The organism is Vibrio cholerae, from assembly GCF_008369605.1.
Lineage (GTDB): Bacteria > Pseudomonadota > Gammaproteobacteria > Enterobacterales > Vibrionaceae > Vibrio > Vibrio cholerae.
Genome location: NZ_CP043556.1, coordinates 607692 through 624818 on the forward strand (window position 1 = coordinate 607692; position 17127 = coordinate 624818).

At 48.7% G+C, this 17127-nt stretch carries 16 protein-coding genes; 5 read left to right on the forward strand and 11 right to left on the reverse strand.

What is annotated here, in order from left to right:
* Positions 1–6: 6 nt before the first annotated feature.
* From F0316_RS16840 to F0316_RS16865, 6 genes are read right to left on the reverse strand one after another with little or no spacing between them, the layout of a single operon-like run.
* On the reverse strand, positions 7–2043 hold the full coding sequence (locus F0316_RS16840; RefSeq protein WP_142726575.1) for a methyl-accepting chemotaxis protein: 2037 nt from the start codon (positions 2041–2043) through the stop codon (positions 7–9).
* Between the two features lie 13 nt (positions 2044–2056).
* Positions 2057–2518, reverse strand: a complete 462-nt coding sequence (locus F0316_RS16845; RefSeq protein WP_000983692.1) for a chemotaxis protein CheW — start codon at positions 2516–2518, stop codon at positions 2057–2059.
* Positions 2515–3042, reverse strand: a complete 528-nt coding sequence (locus tag F0316_RS16850; RefSeq protein WP_001083360.1) for a chemotaxis protein CheW — start codon at positions 3040–3042, stop codon at positions 2515–2517. Before F0316_RS16850 ends, F0316_RS16845 begins: the two co-directional genes overlap by 4 nt.
* 8 nt (positions 3043–3050) lie before the next feature.
* Positions 3051–5213 (reverse strand): chemotaxis protein CheA, encoded by a 2163-nt coding sequence (locus tag F0316_RS16855; RefSeq protein ID WP_149560747.1) that lies wholly within the window; start codon positions 5211–5213, stop codon positions 3051–3053.
* Positions 5214–5260: 47 nt separating this feature from the next.
* The gene (locus F0316_RS16860; RefSeq protein WP_001151341.1) at positions 5261–5620 is read right to left on the reverse strand and encodes a response regulator; all 360 of its coding nucleotides are present in this window, start codon (positions 5618–5620) and stop codon (positions 5261–5263) included.
* Positions 5621–5630: 10 nt separating this feature from the next.
* On the reverse strand, positions 5631–5900 hold the full coding sequence (locus F0316_RS16865; RefSeq protein ID WP_000906369.1) for an STAS domain-containing protein: 270 nt from the start codon (positions 5898–5900) through the stop codon (positions 5631–5633).
* Positions 5901–6169: 269 nt separating this feature from the next.
* On the opposite strand from F0316_RS16865, the gene F0316_RS16870 reads away from it, so the two are divergent.
* The 5 genes from F0316_RS16870 (at position 6170) to F0316_RS16890 (ending at position 12734) form a co-directional block, all read left to right on the forward strand.
* A complete protein-coding gene (locus F0316_RS16870) occupies positions 6170–7702 on the forward strand; it encodes an ABC transporter substrate-binding protein (protein WP_000746573.1) in 1533 nt (510 codons plus the stop codon).
* Entirely contained in the window at positions 7695–8651 is a 957-nt protein-coding gene (locus tag F0316_RS16875) for an ABC transporter permease (protein WP_000161528.1), read from the forward strand. The genes F0316_RS16870 and F0316_RS16875 overlap by 8 nt, the downstream gene beginning before the upstream one ends.
* A gap of 1 nt (position 8652) precedes the next feature.
* Positions 8653–9444, forward strand: coding sequence for an ABC transporter permease (locus F0316_RS16880; protein WP_000766243.1), 792 nt, complete (start codon positions 8653–8655; stop codon positions 9442–9444).
* On the forward strand, positions 9441–10823 hold the full coding sequence (locus F0316_RS16885; protein ID WP_172626076.1) for an ABC transporter ATP-binding protein: 1383 nt from the start codon (positions 9441–9443) through the stop codon (positions 10821–10823). The genes F0316_RS16880 and F0316_RS16885 overlap by 4 nt, the downstream gene beginning before the upstream one ends.
* A 267-nt stretch (positions 10824–11090) precedes the next feature.
* Positions 11091–12734, forward strand: a complete 1644-nt coding sequence (locus F0316_RS16890; protein WP_033837717.1) for a phosphoethanolamine transferase — start codon at positions 11091–11093, stop codon at positions 12732–12734.
* Between the two features lie 151 nt (positions 12735–12885).
* On the opposite strand, the gene F0316_RS16895 is transcribed toward F0316_RS16890, so the two are convergent.
* From F0316_RS16895 to F0316_RS16915, 5 genes are all read right to left on the reverse strand, one after another.
* Positions 12886–14229: a sensor histidine kinase gene (locus F0316_RS16895; RefSeq protein ID WP_033927842.1), complete on the reverse strand. Its 1344-nt coding sequence runs from the start codon at positions 14227–14229 to the stop codon at positions 12886–12888.
* A 61-nt stretch (positions 14230–14290) separates the two neighbouring features.
* Positions 14291–14947, reverse strand: a complete 657-nt coding sequence (locus F0316_RS16900) for a response regulator (RefSeq protein ID WP_001238035.1) — start codon at positions 14945–14947, stop codon at positions 14291–14293.
* A 4-nt stretch (positions 14948–14951) separates the two neighbouring features.
* On the reverse strand, positions 14952–15584 hold the full coding sequence (locus F0316_RS16905; protein ID WP_001024366.1) for a tetratricopeptide repeat protein: 633 nt from the start codon (positions 15582–15584) through the stop codon (positions 14952–14954).
* Positions 15585–15611: 27 nt separating this feature from the next.
* Complete coding sequence (locus tag F0316_RS16910; RefSeq protein WP_000351200.1) at positions 15612–16409, reverse strand: SDR family oxidoreductase; 798 nt, start codon at positions 16407–16409, stop codon at positions 15612–15614.
* Between the two features lie 9 nt (positions 16410–16418).
* Positions 16419–17102 (reverse strand): TenA family transcriptional regulator, encoded by a 684-nt coding sequence (locus F0316_RS16915; RefSeq protein WP_000145530.1) that lies wholly within the window; start codon positions 17100–17102, stop codon positions 16419–16421.
* Positions 17103–17127 lie beyond the last annotated feature (25 nt).

The following is a 17127-nucleotide window of genomic DNA, read 5'->3' on the forward strand; positions in this document are numbered from 1 at the left end:
CCTAGATTAGAATTCTTCCCATTCGTCACCTTCTTCTGCCGCCCGAGCTGGCATTTTATGTACAGCCTGATGTATCGGTGCTTTATGCATGCTAACCACAGGCTTGGTTTTGGGTGGCGTTGATTGGCGAGGTTTGCGCTCAAAAGTGGTGACATTGTTTTCAGTGACAAAGAAATTCATCAAATTAAGCAGCTCTTTTCCTTCATCTTTGAGTGACTGACTCGCCGCTGATGTTTCTTCCACCAGCGAAGCGTTCTGCTGGGTCATTTCATCCATAGCAGCAATCGCTCGGTTGATTTCATCAATGCCCGTGGATTGCTCCACACTGGAAGCGGCGATCTGTGCAATCAGATCCGAGACTCTCACTACCGCTTCAACAATTTCTTTAAGTGTCGATCCCGATTCATTGACTAAGCGTGAGCCTTCATTCACCTTATCGACACTATCGTTAATCAAACCTTTAATCTCTTTCGCCGCTCCGGCACTACGCTGCGCGAGATTACGCACTTCTCCGGCAACCACGGCAAAGCCGCGACCTTGTTCACCAGCCCGCGCCGCTTCTACCGCAGCATTCAGAGCCAACAAGTTGGTTTGGAAAGCGATTTCATCAATCACGCTAATGATGTCCGCAATTTTCTTACTGGCGGTATTGATTGCCCCCATCGCGCTGATGGCTTCACCAACCACTTCTCCGCCTCGGGCAGCTTTTTTCGCCGCATCGGTCGCAAGTAGATTGGCATCTTTCGCGTTATCCGCATTTTGACGCACGGTTGCTGTTATCTCTTCCATACTGGCGGCAGTTTCTTCCAAGTTAGAAGCCTGAGCTTCCACACGCTGGCTGAGATCGTTATTGCCATCCGCTATCTCTGTAGAAGCGGTCGCAACTCGAGCAGAAGAAACGGTAATTTTGTCGACCATATTGCGTAGGTTCACAATCGAAGCGTTGACCGCACTGGCTAATCGACCAAACTCGCCTTGGTACTCTTCAGACATACTGGTATTGAGATCGCCTTCAGCCACTCGGCTCATCACCGTAATACACTGGCCTAATGGTTCCACCAGCGTGTTAAGCAAGTTATTGATGCCATCCCCCAACTCACGCATAAAACCGTTGTAACCACTGGTGTTGATCCGGTCATGCAGGTCACCTTTAATCGCTTTTTGGATCAAAGACTCCACTTGGCGCTGGCCATCGCGCTGCTCGGTAATATCTACCCATTGCAACGCAGGACCTATGTATTCGCCTTTCGTATCGCGCATCGCAATACAAGTCAGGTTAAACTCTAAAGAGCCCACTTTGATCATGGAGGTGAAAGGCAAGCGTTCTGGGTTACTAATGATCGAACGCTGATGTGCAGGATTTTTATGGAAAATGTCGATATTTTTCCCCACCAACTCCGCGGCTTTAAAGCCGGGAAAGGCCTGCGCGAGTTCTGGTTCACGGTGGGTCAACAGTTGTAACAGTGCGGGGTTAAGATATTGAATAATCCCCTCTTTATCCGCCATCATCAAATTGGTCGTCATGCCTTCGACCGCCGAAGCTAAACGACCTATTTGCTGATCACGCAAGAGCTCTTCGGTCACATCACGCCATTCCAAGGTATTGCCAATGTAAGAACCACGATCATCAATAATCGCACCTACAATCAGCTCGATTTTTACCCCTTTGATGTTGATGACGGTGGTGTAGGGTAAATGGCTCGGATCCGCGAGCATGGTGCGCTGATGGCGAGGATTAAGATGAAAATGGTCAATGCAGTAGCCCTGTAAAAAATCGGCCTCGGCACGAAAATCAGGCCAGACACTACGAAACAACGTTTCGTGTTGTTTTAGCAGCTTGAGCGTTTGATTATTGAAGTAGGTGATCCGAAAGTCGCGATCTATCATCATCAGTGCTGTTTGTGCCGCATTGAGTGCGGAAAGCAATTGATAGTTAGATAAACCGCTTTGGGTCTCCGACTCGTCAAATTCGCTCGTGGTGCTCTCCTTGGCTGGCTCAACAAACTGGGGCACAACCTGTTGTTTACGATTCCAAAATGCCATGTGTCTTCCCTCGTTATATGCTTTCGGCAGTGGTGCTTAAGCGCAGCGCCTCAACGTCGAACAGCGCATCAATATCAATAAGAACAAGATGTTTGCTTTTCACTGCCGCAATTCCTTTCACGTATTGGTTGCCGATCACAGTGGAAATACTGGGCGCATGTTTGATCTCTTGCTCAGACAAGGCATACACCTCAGCGACCGCATCCACAATCAGCCCCAACGGCTGCTGATTCGCCGCATTAATCACCACCACCACTGTGGTGGCGTTAATTTCAACCGGTACTAAGCCTAAGCGACGCTTCAGATCGACAATCGGAATGTACTCGCCACGAATATCCAGCAAGCCAATCACAAACGGTGGCGCATTAGGCAGGATGCGCACAGGGCTCCATCCACGCACTTCACGCACTTCCAGGATCGGGATGCCGTACTCTTCATCATCTAAAACGAAACTGAGAAATTCACGCTGCATCATGCTTGCCCCTCATTAAGGATTCGGTCCATATCCAGCAATGCATCACTGTCTAGCAAAGACATCACCTCATCCCCGACATTCAAAATGCCACTTAAAAAAGGCACCACCATGCTCTCACCGATTGCCGGATGCAGCGGCATATCGCCTTGGCCAATCACATCGCTGACGGAATCAACCACTAAACCCATCAAGCGTTTTTGCTCTTGTTCGCGAGCACTCAAGATCAAGACAACCGTTGTTGGCAAATACTCGTATTGGGTGAGTCCAAAGCGTTGGCGTAAATCGATAATGGGCACAATCATGCCGCGCAAGTTGATCACGCCTTTAACAAAATGCGGCGCTCTCGGGATCGGCGTAGGTTTTTCCCAAACACGGATCTCTTCGACATGAGATAAAGTCACCCCGTAAAGCTCAGTTCCGAGCATAAAACTTAAAAAATCTGCACCCCCAGTCAGCCCCATATCCATCGACAAGATTGGCTCAAGAGCGGCACTGGATGATGTGGTCAGATTCGCTGAATTCATACATGCTCCTATGCCGCTTTGCCTTTGGTCGTGGAAGATGAACTGCGCTTCATAAAGTGGGCGATCAAGCCAGGAATATCGAGGATCAAAGAGACGGAGCCGTCACCCAAAATCGTGGCTCCGGAGATCCCAGCCACTTTGGCGTAATTGGATTCTAGGCTTTTGATCACCACTTGCTGCTGATCAAGCAGATCATCCACCAGCAAACCTACCCTATGTCCTGCTGATTCGACAAAACAGATCAAGCGCTTCTCTAAACTGCCACTGCGCCCCATCGCAAGCTCATCTTGCAAACGTAAAATCGGGATATTTTCTTCGCGCAATCGGTAGAGTTCGATCCCGCCTGCCGCATGTTTGACACTGGCAGTGTTGATCTGAATCGATTCGACGATCGTCAGCAGCGGGATGACATAAACCTGATCGGCCACTTTGACCAACTGACCGTCCAAAATCGCCAGTGTCAGAGGCAGACTGATGGTAAAACGGCTTCCTCGGCCTAATTCGGAATCGACTTCAATCTGTCCACCGAGCTCTTCAATATTGCGTCTCACCACATCCATACCGACACCACGGCCTGAGATGTCTGATACTTGCTCGGCGGTAGAAAACCCGGGCGCAAAAATTAAATTGATGATCTGTTTATCGGTCAGATCGCTACGTTGGGTCTGAGGCTCTAACACCCCCTTTTCCACCGCTTTGCGCCAAAGCTTTTCGCAATCAATCCCTGCCCCATCGTCACTGATTTCGACAATGATCGAGCCACCTTGATGAAAGGCTTTTAACGTGATCACTCCCGTTTCAGGCTTACCTTTGGCAAGGCGGACATCTGGCATTTCAACACCATGATCGATACCGTTGCGCACCAAATGCACGAGAGGATCCACAATCCGTTCGAGCACAGTTTTATCCAGCTCCGTTTGTTCACCTTGGATTTGTAAATCGACTTTTTTCCCCAAACGACCACACAAATCCCGAACTAAACGGGGAAAACGACTAAACGCAAAACTCATCGGTAGCATGCGAATATTGAGTACGTTTTCTTGCAGATCTTTACTGTTTTGCAGCAGCTGCGCTAAACCGGCTTTTAACTTGTCCAATTTGTCCATTGAAAAGTCATTACCGAGTTCGGTGAGCATGGATTGGGTAATCACTAACTCACCGACCAAATTAATCAGGTTATCGACTTTCTCGATATCGACGCGGATAGAGGAGACACTTGAGTCCGTTTTCGCAGGCTTGTTAGTCGCGGACTCTTTGGGGTTAGCGATGACAGGAGCAACAGTTGCAACCGGCGGTTCTACCGCAGGTAAGTCAACGATGGCAACAGGCTCGGCCTGAGTTTGGGGGTTGCTTTGAAGCGTTGCTGCAGGAGCAGCCTGCTCATCCTCTACATGAGTGCTAGCTTCGTCACTGAGTATTGGGGCAATGTGCAAATCACACTCATCTTCAACCCAGTCGAACAGCTCACGCACATCGTTTTCCGACACATCTCCTGTTAACCAGATCGTCCAACTCAGATAACAGAGTTCAGGATCGATTTCGGCTAACTCTGGTAGGGCTTGATGGTCTAGCTCTATTTGATATTCAGAACCTAACTCACGCAGCTCACGTAAGATACGCAGCGGGTCATTACCGCTATAAAACAGTGTTTGATGAGGAACAAAACGGATGCGCCAGCCTTGTGCCGTCGCATCTGTGGTTGCAATGGCATCGGCGTACGTATTGGATGCGTGCGTATTGGATGATACGGGCTGCGCTGGACTCATTGCCCTATCGGCTCCCTGATCCGCTAACAAGGCTTGCAGTTCAGCCCCGACTTGCTGTTTCAAGGCTTCGTCAATCGCTGTCTCTTGTTCCCGACTATCCAGCATATTGCGGATGACATCGCAGCTTTTGAGCAAAGTATCAACACCTTGTGCGGTGAGCTGCTTTTTCTGGTTGCGGATTAAATCGAGGTAGGTTTCGACCGCATGAGTAAATTCGCTGATCTCATGCAAATTGAAGGTACCAGCTCCCCCTTTGATCGAGTGAGCCGCACGAAAAATCGTATTGAGTACCTCAAGATCGACCTGAGAAGGATCCAGTTGCAACAGTTCCCCTTCCAAAGTCTCAAGATTTTCACGGCATTCAACATGAAAAATCTTGCGCAGTTGTTCCATATCTAAAGCCATAACTCACCCGCCCACTGACTAGTTTTGATTATTTTAGAGTTCAGCTTTTACAAAACGCGCTGCAAAGTTTTTAGCAGGGTTTCTGGGTTGAAGGGTTTGACTAGCCATCCTGTTGCACCGACTGCTTTGCCCTCTTGTTTTTTTTCTGGGCTGGTTTCGGTGGTTAACATCAAAATGGGAGTAAACTTATACTGGCTTTGCATACGCACCGCTTTTACAAACTCAAAACCTGTCATCACTGGCATGTTGACATCAGAGATGATGACGTCAAAACGCGCCTTCTGCGCTTTGGCTAAAGCTTCACGCCCGTCGGCTGCCGTTTCAACCTCATAACCCGCGTCTTGCAAAGTATGAGAAACCATTTGTCGAATCGAAATTGAATCATCTACTGCCAAAACTTTTGCCATAGTGTTTCCCTCATTCACTCTTTAGCTGCATCAGGTCTGCCATACCCAGCAGGGCAAGTCCTTCAGCTAACACGTCAGATAATTGTTCAAAATGGATCTGCTGCCCATTGTGCTGTGCGGTGATAAATAAGGAAGCCAATAGTTGAACACCCGCGGCATCCACCCGAGCAACGGCACTACCATCAATCACTATCGGTGCTTCTTGGCTCATCCACGGCAAAAGCTGCTGCTTGCACTCTTGTACATGCGCAATGTCCAGAACTTCATTCAGTATCAACATGGAAATCCAAACCTTTAAAATGAAATGAATAGTCAACCATTTTCCTACTTCCCGTTTTTGAGTTTAGGAGGGATTAGCCAATTATCAAATGTAGCAAGAATATCTCTCACCAAAGTCGTCGTGTGCTCTGCCTGCAGTAATCGACAAATACCAGTGGATCCCGAGTTTCAAGATTGTTTATTTTTTCAACCAGACACATATAGACATGATTTTTATTCTCATGCTTTAATTAATTGTTATGTTATAACGTTTTAATTAAGGGCATTTTGATGAAAAAAAGGTTGTTGTTCGGTTTGATTTTAGCGCTAGGAGGCGCAGGGATTTGGTTGACGAAAACGGAGCCTGCACCGAGTTCGCTGGAGATTTCAGGCCCCTTTGAGTTTAACAGCCAAGATTTAGCCAAGGACGGATTCCTGTTTTCGCGTCTACAAGTGGTTGAATCCTTGGTTGGCATCAATGAGAACTCACAACCATACCCTTTGCTGGCCAAAAGCTGGACGGTAAGTGATGATGGATTAGTGTGGCGTTTCCAAATACGTCCTGAAGTACAATTTCACGATGGCAGCCAATTGACGGCACAAGCGGCGGCGACGGCTCTTAATCATGCGCTAGGTAAGCCGGGAGTAATAAAACAAGTACCGATCAAGGCGATTACCGCGCAAAACGATCAAGTGGTGATTGAACTTAACACTGTCTATCGCCCGCTCGCAGCGGTGCTTGCTCACTACTCGCTCGCGATTGCCTCCCCCAGCTCTTATGATGCCAGTGGTAACGTGATTCGGCTCTTAGGCACGGGGCCTTATCAAATCGCACAGTTGCAGGCGCCTCATAAAGCCAGTGTTATCCGCTTTAACGCTTATTGGGGTAAACCCGCCAGTATCGAGACCATCAATTATCTGGCAGGCCACCGCTCAGAAAGCCGCGCTTTGTTAGCACAAACTGGGCAAGCCGATCTGGTCTACACCCTTGACCCTATTAGCATTCCGAGTTTGCAACAGAGCCACAATCTGGATCTCTACATTGAGTCGATGCCGCGTACGGTTCTGATCAAACTCAATAACGAACACCCTTTGCTTAATCACGCCGATGTTCGTCAAGCAATCAGTTTGGCAATCAATCGTGAAGGTATTGCTCAATCGGTACTTAAGTTACCGGGATCAGAAGCGCATCAACTCTTTTCTCCCGCACTAGGAGCTTGGCACTTAGCAGAAAAAACACAGCCGCAACGTCATTTAGCGACCGCACAAACCCTGCTAGCCAATCAAGGCTGGACGCTCAATGACCAAGGTTTACTGGAGCGAGAAGGCCAAGCGTTCCGAGTTCAATTGCTGACTTATGCTGATCGCCCTGAACTACCTTTGATTGCCACCGCGCTACAAGCCCAGCTCAAAGAGATTGGCATTCAAGTGGATATTGCGATTGATAACTCAAGTGCCATCCCCGCCAAACATCATGATGGCACCCTAGAAATGGCCTTGATTGCCCGCAACTTCGGCACGATTGCCGATCCTCTGCCACTGCTTTTGAGTGATTTTGCAACGCATCAAGGATCGGATTGGGGCCCAACCAATTGGTCATCACCTCAGTTTAGCCAACTGCTGGCTGAGCTTTCGACCGAATCAGACAATGCGCGTTATCAGCAATTGGCCGCCCAAGCCTCTCAATTACTGGCCGATGAGATGCCGCTCATCCCTGTGACTTATTACCGCCAGATTGTGTCGGTCAACAAACGAGTCGCTGGATTTTCGTTTGATCCCTTTGAAATTAACTACCGCGTCGCGCAGATGAGTTTCAATGACTAAGATTCTTGTTCACCGTTTTTACCAGGCCCTCTTTGTGGCCTGGTCCGTCGGCACACTGACATTTATTTTGATGCGCTTTATTCCGGGTGATGTGGCTTATCGCATTGCAGCAGGTCGCTATGGCTATGATTATGTCAATGCCGACGCCGCGCTTGCAGTGCGTGCTGAGCTAGGGCTGGATCGCTCCGCTTTTGAGCTTTACTTGCAATGGCTATGGGATTTACTGCATCTCAATTTAGGCCATTCTCTGGTCAGCAGTGAACCCGTCATTAATGCGATTATGCATAATCTCGGACACAGCCTTTTACTTGCAGGCGCTGCAACACTGCTCTCGCTGTTTATCGCGATCCCAATTGGGGTCTATTGCGGCAAACGTACCGATCGGTGGGCAGACAACCTTGCCCTGCTCACCTCAATCATGATTAAAGCGCAGCCAGTATTTTTGATTGGTCTGGGGCTTGTCATCCTGTTTGCCTTACAACTGAATTGGTTGCCTGTTGCTGGATTTGGTCATCCCAAATTCCTTATTCTGCCTGCGCTGGCTTTAGCGCTGGGTATGGCAGCAATGTCGAGTCGCATGATCCGTAACGCCACTGCTCAAGTGTTGCAATCCCCCTATTACGCTTTCGCGCGTTTGAAAGGTTTGAATCACGAGCAAGCCTTTACGCGCCACGCACAGCGTAATATCGCCCTTCCTGTTATGGCGTTTGTCGGTATTCAGGCGGTGAGCTTAGTAGAAGGGATAGTGATGATTGAATCCCTGTTCTCTTGGCCCGGTGTGGGACATGCCTTGTCACATGCGATTTTCCAACGCGATATTCCAATGATCCAAGGCTCTGCACTGGTGATGGGATTATTGTTTGTCGCGCTCAATACGCTGGTCGACTTAGCCCAATACGCATTAGACCCTCGCCTACGTTTAAGCCGACATGTTCAACCAGAGGCCTAACATGAAACTGCACTTATCGAAACCACAATGGCTTGGAGTGAGCCTGCTGATTTTGCTCGTGATGCTCGTGCTGATCGAATATCTGCTGTATGGCGGCGATCCGGCCAAACAAGATCTCAATCGCGCTTTAGCCGCCCCCAGTTGGGGTGAACCGCTGGGTACCGATCACTATGGGCGCAGTAACTTCGCACGTTTAAGCTCTGCAATTGCGACCTCGTTAACCATGGCCGTCGCTTGCGTAAGCAGTTCCGCGTTACTGGGGTTAGTCACTGGCGTGGTCGCAGCATGGAAACGCGGTTGGTGGGATAGAGGCTTTTCTTGGCTACTCAACATGTTGCTGGCCATGCCCGGTTTAATCTTGGTGTTACTGTTTGGCGCTATGGTGCCGGGCTCTTTTTTCATCCTCTATCTCGCCATTGCTTTAATGTTATGGGTGGAATTTTTCCGCGTAGTGCGCAGCAAAACCCTCTCATTACTTGAACAGCCACAAATTGAAGCCTCACGATTGTATGGCTTCAATGCTTGGTATCTGTTTCGCCGACATCTTTGGCCTGAGCTAAGGGAAGATCTCTTCACGCTGGCCTGTTTTGGTGCGGGTAACGCGATTTTAGCGCTCGCCTCCATCGGCTTTCTTTATGTTGGACTTAAGCCACCCCAAGCGGAATTAGGCATGATGATGGTGGAGCTCTTTCGCTACTATCACCAAGCCCCTTGGGTACTCGCCCAACCCATCTTAGTGGTGTTTATTTTAGTGTTAAGTTTTCAACTGCTGGCCAAAGGAAAAATATCGTGACCGCGCTCCTCTCTGTACAACAACTCGCGATTTCTACTGCGCAAGAAACCTTAGTCGAAAGCTTGTCCTTTGAACTGCACGCTCACCAAGCGCTGACGATATTAGGTGAAACGGGCTCGGGCAAAAGCTTGTTGGCGAATGCGATTATTGGCAATTTGCCCGCTGGGCTGCGCAGCCAAGGTAAGATTGCGTTATTTGGCCAATATCAACATCAGCGAACTCAAGCAGAACGTGAAGCGCTATGGGGAAAACAACTTGCCGTCTTGCCCCAAGAGCCTTGGCATGCGCTCAACCCGATCATGCGCGCGGGCGAACAAGTGGCGGAGGTGCATCGCTTGGTGATGGGCAATCACGCCGCTAGCGCAGCATTAACCGATTCCGCTTTTCAGCAAGTGGCGCTTCATCAGGATCAGAGCAAGTACCCACATCAACTCTCTGGCGGCATGGCGCAGCGCATCGCCTATTTGTGTGCCACCCAAACGCAGGCACCTTTGCTTATCGCCGATGAACCAACCAAAGGTTTAGATGCCAGCCGCCGCGATCAAATCATTGCCTTATTGCAAGCACAATTAACTCGTGGCGCGTTGTTAACCATCACTCACGATATCGAAGTTGCCGAAAAGCTCGGTGGAACCATCATTGTGATGCGCAAAGGTGTTATTCAAGAGCAAGGGCCAGCCCAACAAGTGTTGAGCCATCCTCAATCAGATTACACCAAGGCGCTGATTAACGCTGACCCCAGATATTGGCCAACCACACCGCAGAGTAAAACAGGAGAGCCCCTGTTGACCGTGGACAATATCGCCATGCATCGCGGGGAGAAGTGCTTGTTTGATTCGCTGAGTTTCACCCTCAGCGCCGGAGAAATTCTTGGCATCAGTGGTGATAGCGGCTGCGGAAAATCTACTCTTGCCGATCTATTACTCGGGTTACTTAAACCCAGCCAAGGCCGTATTCATCGCCCACAAGCGATCCCGGTCGGTAAAGCACTGAAACTCTATCAAGATCCGCCTAGCGCCTTGGCAAAAAGCGTCACTTTACAGACACTATTGGAAGATGTGTGTCGTCAGCATACAGTCGAACGCAGCCACATTCCTCGTTTACTGGAACGCCTCGCTTTGTCACCCAACTTACTGTCACGCAAAGTCAATCAAGTTTCAGGCGGAGAATTACAACGTTTTGCGATTCTGCGCGCTTTACTAACGCGGCCAACACTCTTAGTCGCCGATGAGCCAACCTCGCGACTTGACCCCATCACGGCAGCCAATACCTTGCAGTTAATCATCGAGTTAACTCAAGAGATCGGCTGCGCTTTGGTCTTGATCAGTCACGACAAGCTCGCCCTTGAGAAAACCTGCCATCGTGTACTCTCTTTGTAAGATGAGCTTTGTCATTCATGGGGCCGAATGGCCTCATGAATTCGTTTATTTCACCCTCGTTTACAGTGTAAATACGATTACCCCAAGCAACTTAAAGTGGCTGATAGGCAGCAAATAGGAAGGGGATATACAGTCAGTGGTGTAGATAGTAAACCGATAATCCGCATGGATTAACCCTTTGGTTTATCTCATACCGTTTTCTTAAGCGAGTATTAAGAAACCCCATTTATAAATGGCTTAACGTTCACAGAATTTAGCGTGGTCATCATGCAGACATTCAACATTAAGCCATTCTCCTATCTCCAATTAGTCTTTTTGCTGGCAGCCTATTTTGCGCTGCCACTCAATCTTCCGGTTTACGCTCAATTAGCGCATATTTTCAACCAATCTACGTCCCTTGATTGGGGATTCGCTCTCTCTATTCCGTTATTTTTCCTGTTTGCACTGAATTTTATCTTCCAGATTTTCAGTTGGCCTTACTTGTTCAAGCCCTTTTTTGCTGTGTTACTTGTGCTGTCGGCCTTAATCAGCTTCGCTGGCTTTCAATACGGTGTGATTGTCGATCAAGATATGTTAGTGAATGTGTTGGAAACCGACCGCGGCGAAGCGGGATCTTATCTCACAATCTACTCTGTACTTTGGTTGCTCGGGTTTGGCCTCGTGCCTGCGCTAGCTCTGCTTTTTACCCCGATCCGCCCAGAAAAAAGTGCCCTGCGTTTTTTGATGAAAAAGGGGCTATCCATGCTGGTTTCCGTTGTCGTAATTGGCGTGATCGCAGGGCTTTATTATCAGAATTACTCGTCCGTTGGACGCAACAACAGCTCACTCAAAAAAATGATCATCCCGACCCATTTTCTCTACAGCAGTTTTGGGTTAGTCAAACAGCGTTATTTCACGGAGCCAATGGTGTATCAGGAGATCGGTCAGGATGCGCAGCAAAAGCCAAGCGCCGTTCGTCAGGCAACCCAAAAGCCGACCTTAGTGTTTTTTGTGTTAGGTGAAACCGCGCGAGTACAAAACTACCAATACTTGGGTTATCCGCGTGATACCAATGCTTATACCGCCCCTTTCCAGCCGATATTTTTTAAAGATGTGGCGAGTTGCGGTACAGCAACCGCCGTTTCTGTGCCTTGTATGTTCTCCAACATGAATCGCCAAAATTTTGATCGCTCTCGAGCGGACAACCAAGACAATGTGCTGGATATTCTGCAGCGTGCGGGCATCAGTCTGCTCTGGAAGGAAAATGACGGTGGCGATAAAAATGTCGCGAAGAATATCCCGCTTAAAGAGTTAGCTAGAGATAACCGAGAAGGGATTTGCGATGGCGACACCTGTTACGACATTGCGATGTTAGAGAATTTAGATCAGGAGATCGCCACGCAGCAGGGCAACCGAATGATTTTCATGCATTTCATCGGTAGCCACGGCCCCACTTACTTTAAACGCTACCCAAAAGAGATGGCAGTTTACCAGCCTGACTGCCCAAGAGCAGATATTGAAAACTGTAGCGTCGAGCAGATCGTAAACACGTATGACAACACCATTCGCTACAGCGACTATGTGATGTCGCAGCTCCTCGCTAAGCTCGATTCACTGCAAGACCGATATAATACCGCGCTGATTTATATCTCCGATCATGGTGAATCATTAGGTGAAAATGGCCTGTTTTTGCATGGTATGCCCTATAGCCTAGCGCCTGAGTACCAGACTCGAGTCCCTCTCCTTATCTGGATGTCCTCTGGGTTTAGCCAAAGTAAAGGGATTGATGTTGAATGCCTGCGCAGCAACAGTGAATTACCTTATGCGCACCAGAATCTGTTTCACTCACTGCTCGGCGTGATGGATGTATCAACCAAAGCGTACCAAGCCAATTTGGATCTGTTTGCGAAGTGTAGAACCAGCCAATCTTAGCCATACCCAAACAACTTAGCCTTAGGTAGCGGGCAAATGAGTGCATCCCCAAGAGCATAGGCAAGCTCTATGGCTTGGGGTAAACGAACGTAGCCAACACCGCGACAACGTTAAGCAGGAAGGGGATAAAGCCACATGATAAGTTAGGACGTTATTCGCAATTGCGAAAACGAACAACAAAGGTATTACGCTCATCAGTACGTGGCAGCAAGAGCACTTGACCGCCATGAAGCGCTGCAATATCACGACAGATCGACATGCCAAGCCCTGCGCCATCGCCTTTTTGGCTGTTGGCGCGGTAGAAGTTATCAAACATTTTTTCACGAGTCAGATCGTCAATCGCGGCCCCAGTATCCGACACACGCACTTCAATCTCACCATCGTGGCCGCTAAGCTCTACCGCTATCTGGCTAGAGTGGCCGGAATAACGAATGGCATTATCCAGCAGATTTTTAAATAAAATGCCCAGGAGTAATTCATCTCCCCATAAACGCGAACTTTCGCCATGAAAACTCAGCTGCTGATCCTGCTTAAAAGCGATAGGTGCTAAATCCGCTATCACTTGTTTAATGACGTTTGCCAGCTCAACCGGCTGTTTCGCTAAGGTTTGTGTACTTTCTACTTTGGCCAGCATTAAGAGCTGATGAATCAATCTATCGGTGCGCTCTATACCTTTGAAAATACGTTCTAAATCTTGCTTTAACTGTTCCGGATTGGTGCTACGCAGGGCATTTTCGGCATTCAATCTTAAAACGGTCAGCGGGGTTTTTAACTCATGTGCCGCCATTCGAGTAAAACGTTTCTCACGCTGCCATGCTTGCTCTAGCTCATTGAGTAGTTGATTCAACGTCTCCACCAAAGGCAAAAGTTCCACCGTGGGTTTTTCGACATAAATTCGATCTAGCTTATGGATGCTGCGTAGAGCAATCGCTGCTTTCAGCGCTTGGATTGGCTGAAAGCTACGTTCAATCAGCACCACCAAAACCACAATCAAGCACAGAATTAAAATTAATTGCGGAAGTGCGGTGGATAAGGCGATCTCATTAATCGCTTCATCACGAATGCTTTGCTTTTCTGCAACCAAAACATACTGTTTACCTTTTTCTTGATCAGGGAGACTCAACTGGAAATAACGCCAGCTTTCGCCGTTGAGCGTGATATCACTAAAACCATTCGCATCACGGCCAAGGCTCAGCGCAGGCAAGTGAGTATCAGAGCTAAAGAGAAGCTCGCCATCTCGATAAAACTGGAATAATAAATACTGTTCATACGGGTGGCCAAAGAGTGTGGCGACATCATCGTTGGCTTTGGAAAGGCGCTGAATATGCTGCATCCACAGATTGAACTGCTCATGCTGATTACGATCTGCAAATTCATTGGCCGAAACAGAAGTGGCGATCAGTAATAATTTGGCGGACTGCCCAAGACGGGCATCGTACACTTCTCCCACTTCATGTTGGGCGTTGGAATAACTGAACCCAAACGAGACCAGCATCAAACCGGTACTCAGCAAAACAGAAGTCAGGGTAAGTCGGCGTTTAATGGAAAAGAGAGGTTTATTTTTCAATCATGTACCCCACACCTCGTACGTTTTTAACCAGATTATCCGGCAATTTTTTGCGCAGATTATGAATATGTACTTCGATTGCGTTATCACTGCTGCCTTCATCCCAGCCGTGCAATGCTTGCTGCAAAAGCTCTTTACTCATCACTCTTCCTGCTTGGGTCATTAAACTGGCGAGGATTTTGTACTCATTCCTCGTTAATTTCAGAGCTTGCTGAGCGTAGTAAATTTCTTGTTTAGAGAGCGAAAGGTCAAGATCCCCCACGGAGATGAGCTCCTCTGCGCTCCCTGAGCTACGACGAATGATCAAGCGTAAACGTGCGAGCAGCTCTTCGAGCGCAAACGGCTTACCTATGTACTCATCTGCACCGCCATCCAACCCTTTGACCCGATCACTGATATCATCCCGTGCCGTGAGTATCATGACAGGCAATGTGTAACCCGCTCGCCGAATTTGGCGCAGGACTTCCAAACCATCCATATCTGGCAAGGTGAGGTCCAAAATCAGTGCCGTAAATTGCTCGGTTTTCAGGGCGGTCACGACGCCACCACCCCGCTCCAGCCAGTCAACCGTATAGCCTTGTCGGCTTAACGCTACTTGCATTGATTCACCGAGCAACGTGTCATCTTCAACTAATAGTAAACGCATAAGGTTACTTGATGCTCTCCAATAAGTGCGCAATCTCTTCCTGACGTCCCGCATCCGCAATTTCTCGTTTCGGTCTTGCGGGTGCATGTTGAGCTTGCAACAAATAGCGCTTTGCCTCTGCGCTACGGCCTTCTTGCAGCAAAAAATCTCCGTAGAAATAGTTGGCATCAATGCCATTGGGATTCACGGTCAAGGCTTGTTTAAGCAGCTGCTCTGCTTTTTCTTTATCCCCAAAGGCGACAGGCCAACCCGGCACTTTATAGTATAGCGTGCCCAAACTGGTCAACGCGGAGCCTTCCAGAGTATTTGGCGCTTGCGCGATGACCTCTTCAAATAAACTTTTGGCCTCTTTCACCAGCGATAAAGCCCCCAATCCGCCCCTCACTCCCGCTAAAGAAGATTGATTGATGGCCAGCCACACTTTCAACTCAGGGTTATCGCCCGAAATTGTTAACTCCAGTCGATTACGCGCGATCGTGCGTTCAAAACAGCGTTCTTGCTCCTTAGCAGAAGCGGTACGGTATTGGCATTTTGCCCAATCCGTTTGCACTTGTTCTAAAGGCGTAATCGCGTAACTTGAGTGGGCATACCCGAGCAACAGTGCGCTAAGACTCATCCATTTAAGCATAATGTTCATAAACTCTTCTCCTTGAATTATCACGCTTTAGCGATTTAAAAATGACAATAAGACGGGTTGTTGCTTTCTAATTGCCCGAGAAACCAAGCTCGGCAGTAGTTGGTTAAGACGCACCAGAAGTTTCTCCGGCCAACCGATCCACATGACGTTTTGCTCCGTTTCAATCATTTTGGCCACCTGCGCAGCAACCAAGGAAGGCTCATCACTGCGATTGCCTAGTGCTCGATTGAGCTGCTGAACGGCCTCACTGTTGAGCGAAGTATTGGTTGCTCGTGGCGCTAAATAGAGCACTTTCATTCCCGTCCCCGCGAGCTCTCGGTTCATCGCTTCGCTAAAACGGTGCAATCCCGCTTTCGCGGCACAATAGCTGGCATAGCCCGGATACCCTATCGCCCCGAGACTGGAACCAATATTGATGACCATCTGCGGTTTATGGCTCCATTGCAAAACGTGGTGCATGATTTGGATTGGCGTCATTAAATTCAGAGCTAACTCACGCTGCACCGACTCCATCGAACGACGCGCCAGCAAACAGAACTGATTGGTCCCTGCATTATTGATCACGACGGCGATGCGCTGCTGGGCGCGGTTTAATTCTTCCACCAAAGCCTGCAGTTGCTCCATTCCCGCTTCACTGGTTAAATCTGCGCTCACAACCCGATGCTGCTCTGGCTTGGGGAGTGATTGACGCAATGCTTCAAGTTTTTGCTCATCACGCGCTAACAAGATTAACCGCGCACCACGCGCCGCTAAAGTATGAGCGATAGGCTCGCCAATGCCACCTGAAGCGCCCGTTAACAACACATATTGTTGATGAATGTCCATAAACGCCTCCTAAGCTGCCTGTTGCTGGGTCTGGGGCAGTAATTCACGCAACATCTGCCCATACAGATAAAACACCTGATTCGCCGAGTGGATAATCGCTTGCTGATCCTCTTCCGCGGTCATTTTGTCCATTAAGGATTCGAAGAAGCGAATGTGGTCTTGATCCAGTTCACTGTGTGAGGTGAGATAGCTCATGGCTTTAGCAGGTAAATTGAGCTGCTGTTTGACCAAGCGCGCTATGTTGCCGCCCACGCCCACACTCGTCCCTTCGAGCACCCAGACCATACCAAACAACGCGAGCGGATTGGCGCGATCAATCTGGTGGTAGAGATAAGCGACCATCAATTCAATCGGTGTACTGACTTGACCCACCCCTTGGTTATTTCGCACCGCTTGAGCATCACCACCACAAACTCGAATATCATTGAGGATCCATTCTTGGTGACCTTTTTCCTCATCGATATAGTCGGCAATGGCAATACGCACCCACTCATAACGATCACTCAATCGTCCCCCACACGCCATTAACAGTGGTACGGTATGTTTGACGTGATGGTAGGCTTGGGTCAAAAAGCTTAAGTACATGTCAAGCGTGATCTCGCCGCGAGCACAAGCTGCAAATACTGGAGCTTGTAACATCTGTTGCTGAGCCGCTTGCGTCTCTTTTTGTAAACGTTGAAAAAATCCTGTCATGAGAGTTCTCCTCATCGTGAGCCTC

Coding starts and splice junctions, on each gene's coding strand:
- F0316_RS16890 (WP_033837717.1), top strand. CDS start 11,091: ATGCAGACATTCAACATTAAGCCATTCTCCTATCTCCAATTAGTCTTT.
- F0316_RS16840 (WP_142726575.1), bottom strand. CDS start 2,043: ATGGCATTTTGGAATCGTAAACAACAGGTTGTGCCCCAGTTTGTTGAG.
- F0316_RS16865 (WP_000906369.1), bottom strand. CDS start 5,900: ATGTTGATACTGAATGAAGTTCTGGACATTGCGCATGTACAAGAGTGC.
- F0316_RS16900 (WP_001238035.1), bottom strand. CDS start 14,947: ATGCGTTTACTATTAGTTGAAGATGACACGTTGCTCGGTGAATCAATG.
- F0316_RS16870 (WP_000746573.1), top strand. CDS start 6,170: ATGAAAAAAAGGTTGTTGTTCGGTTTGATTTTAGCGCTAGGAGGCGCA.
- F0316_RS16895 (WP_033927842.1), bottom strand. CDS start 14,229: ATGCTGGTCTCGTTTGGGTTCAGTTATTCCAACGCCCAACATGAAGTG.
- F0316_RS16875 (WP_000161528.1), top strand. CDS start 7,695: ATGACTAAGATTCTTGTTCACCGTTTTTACCAGGCCCTCTTTGTGGCC.
- F0316_RS16910 (WP_000351200.1), bottom strand. CDS start 16,409: ATGGACATTCATCAACAATATGTGTTGTTAACGGGCGCTTCAGGTGGC.
- F0316_RS16845 (WP_000983692.1), bottom strand. CDS start 2,518: ATGATGCAGCGTGAATTTCTCAGTTTCGTTTTAGATGATGAAGAGTAC.
- F0316_RS16850 (WP_001083360.1), bottom strand. CDS start 3,042: ATGAATTCAGCGAATCTGACCACATCATCCAGTGCCGCTCTTGAGCCA.
- F0316_RS16915 (WP_000145530.1), bottom strand. CDS start 17,102: ATGACAGGATTTTTTCAACGTTTACAAAAAGAGACGCAAGCGGCTCAG.
- F0316_RS16855 (WP_149560747.1), bottom strand. CDS start 5,213: ATGGCTTTAGATATGGAACAACTGCGCAAGATTTTTCATGTTGAATGC.
- F0316_RS16880 (WP_000766243.1), top strand. CDS start 8,653: ATGAAACTGCACTTATCGAAACCACAATGGCTTGGAGTGAGCCTGCTG.
- F0316_RS16905 (WP_001024366.1), bottom strand. CDS start 15,584: ATGAACATTATGCTTAAATGGATGAGTCTTAGCGCACTGTTGCTCGGG.
- F0316_RS16860 (WP_001151341.1), bottom strand. CDS start 5,620: ATGGCAAAAGTTTTGGCAGTAGATGATTCAATTTCGATTCGACAAATG.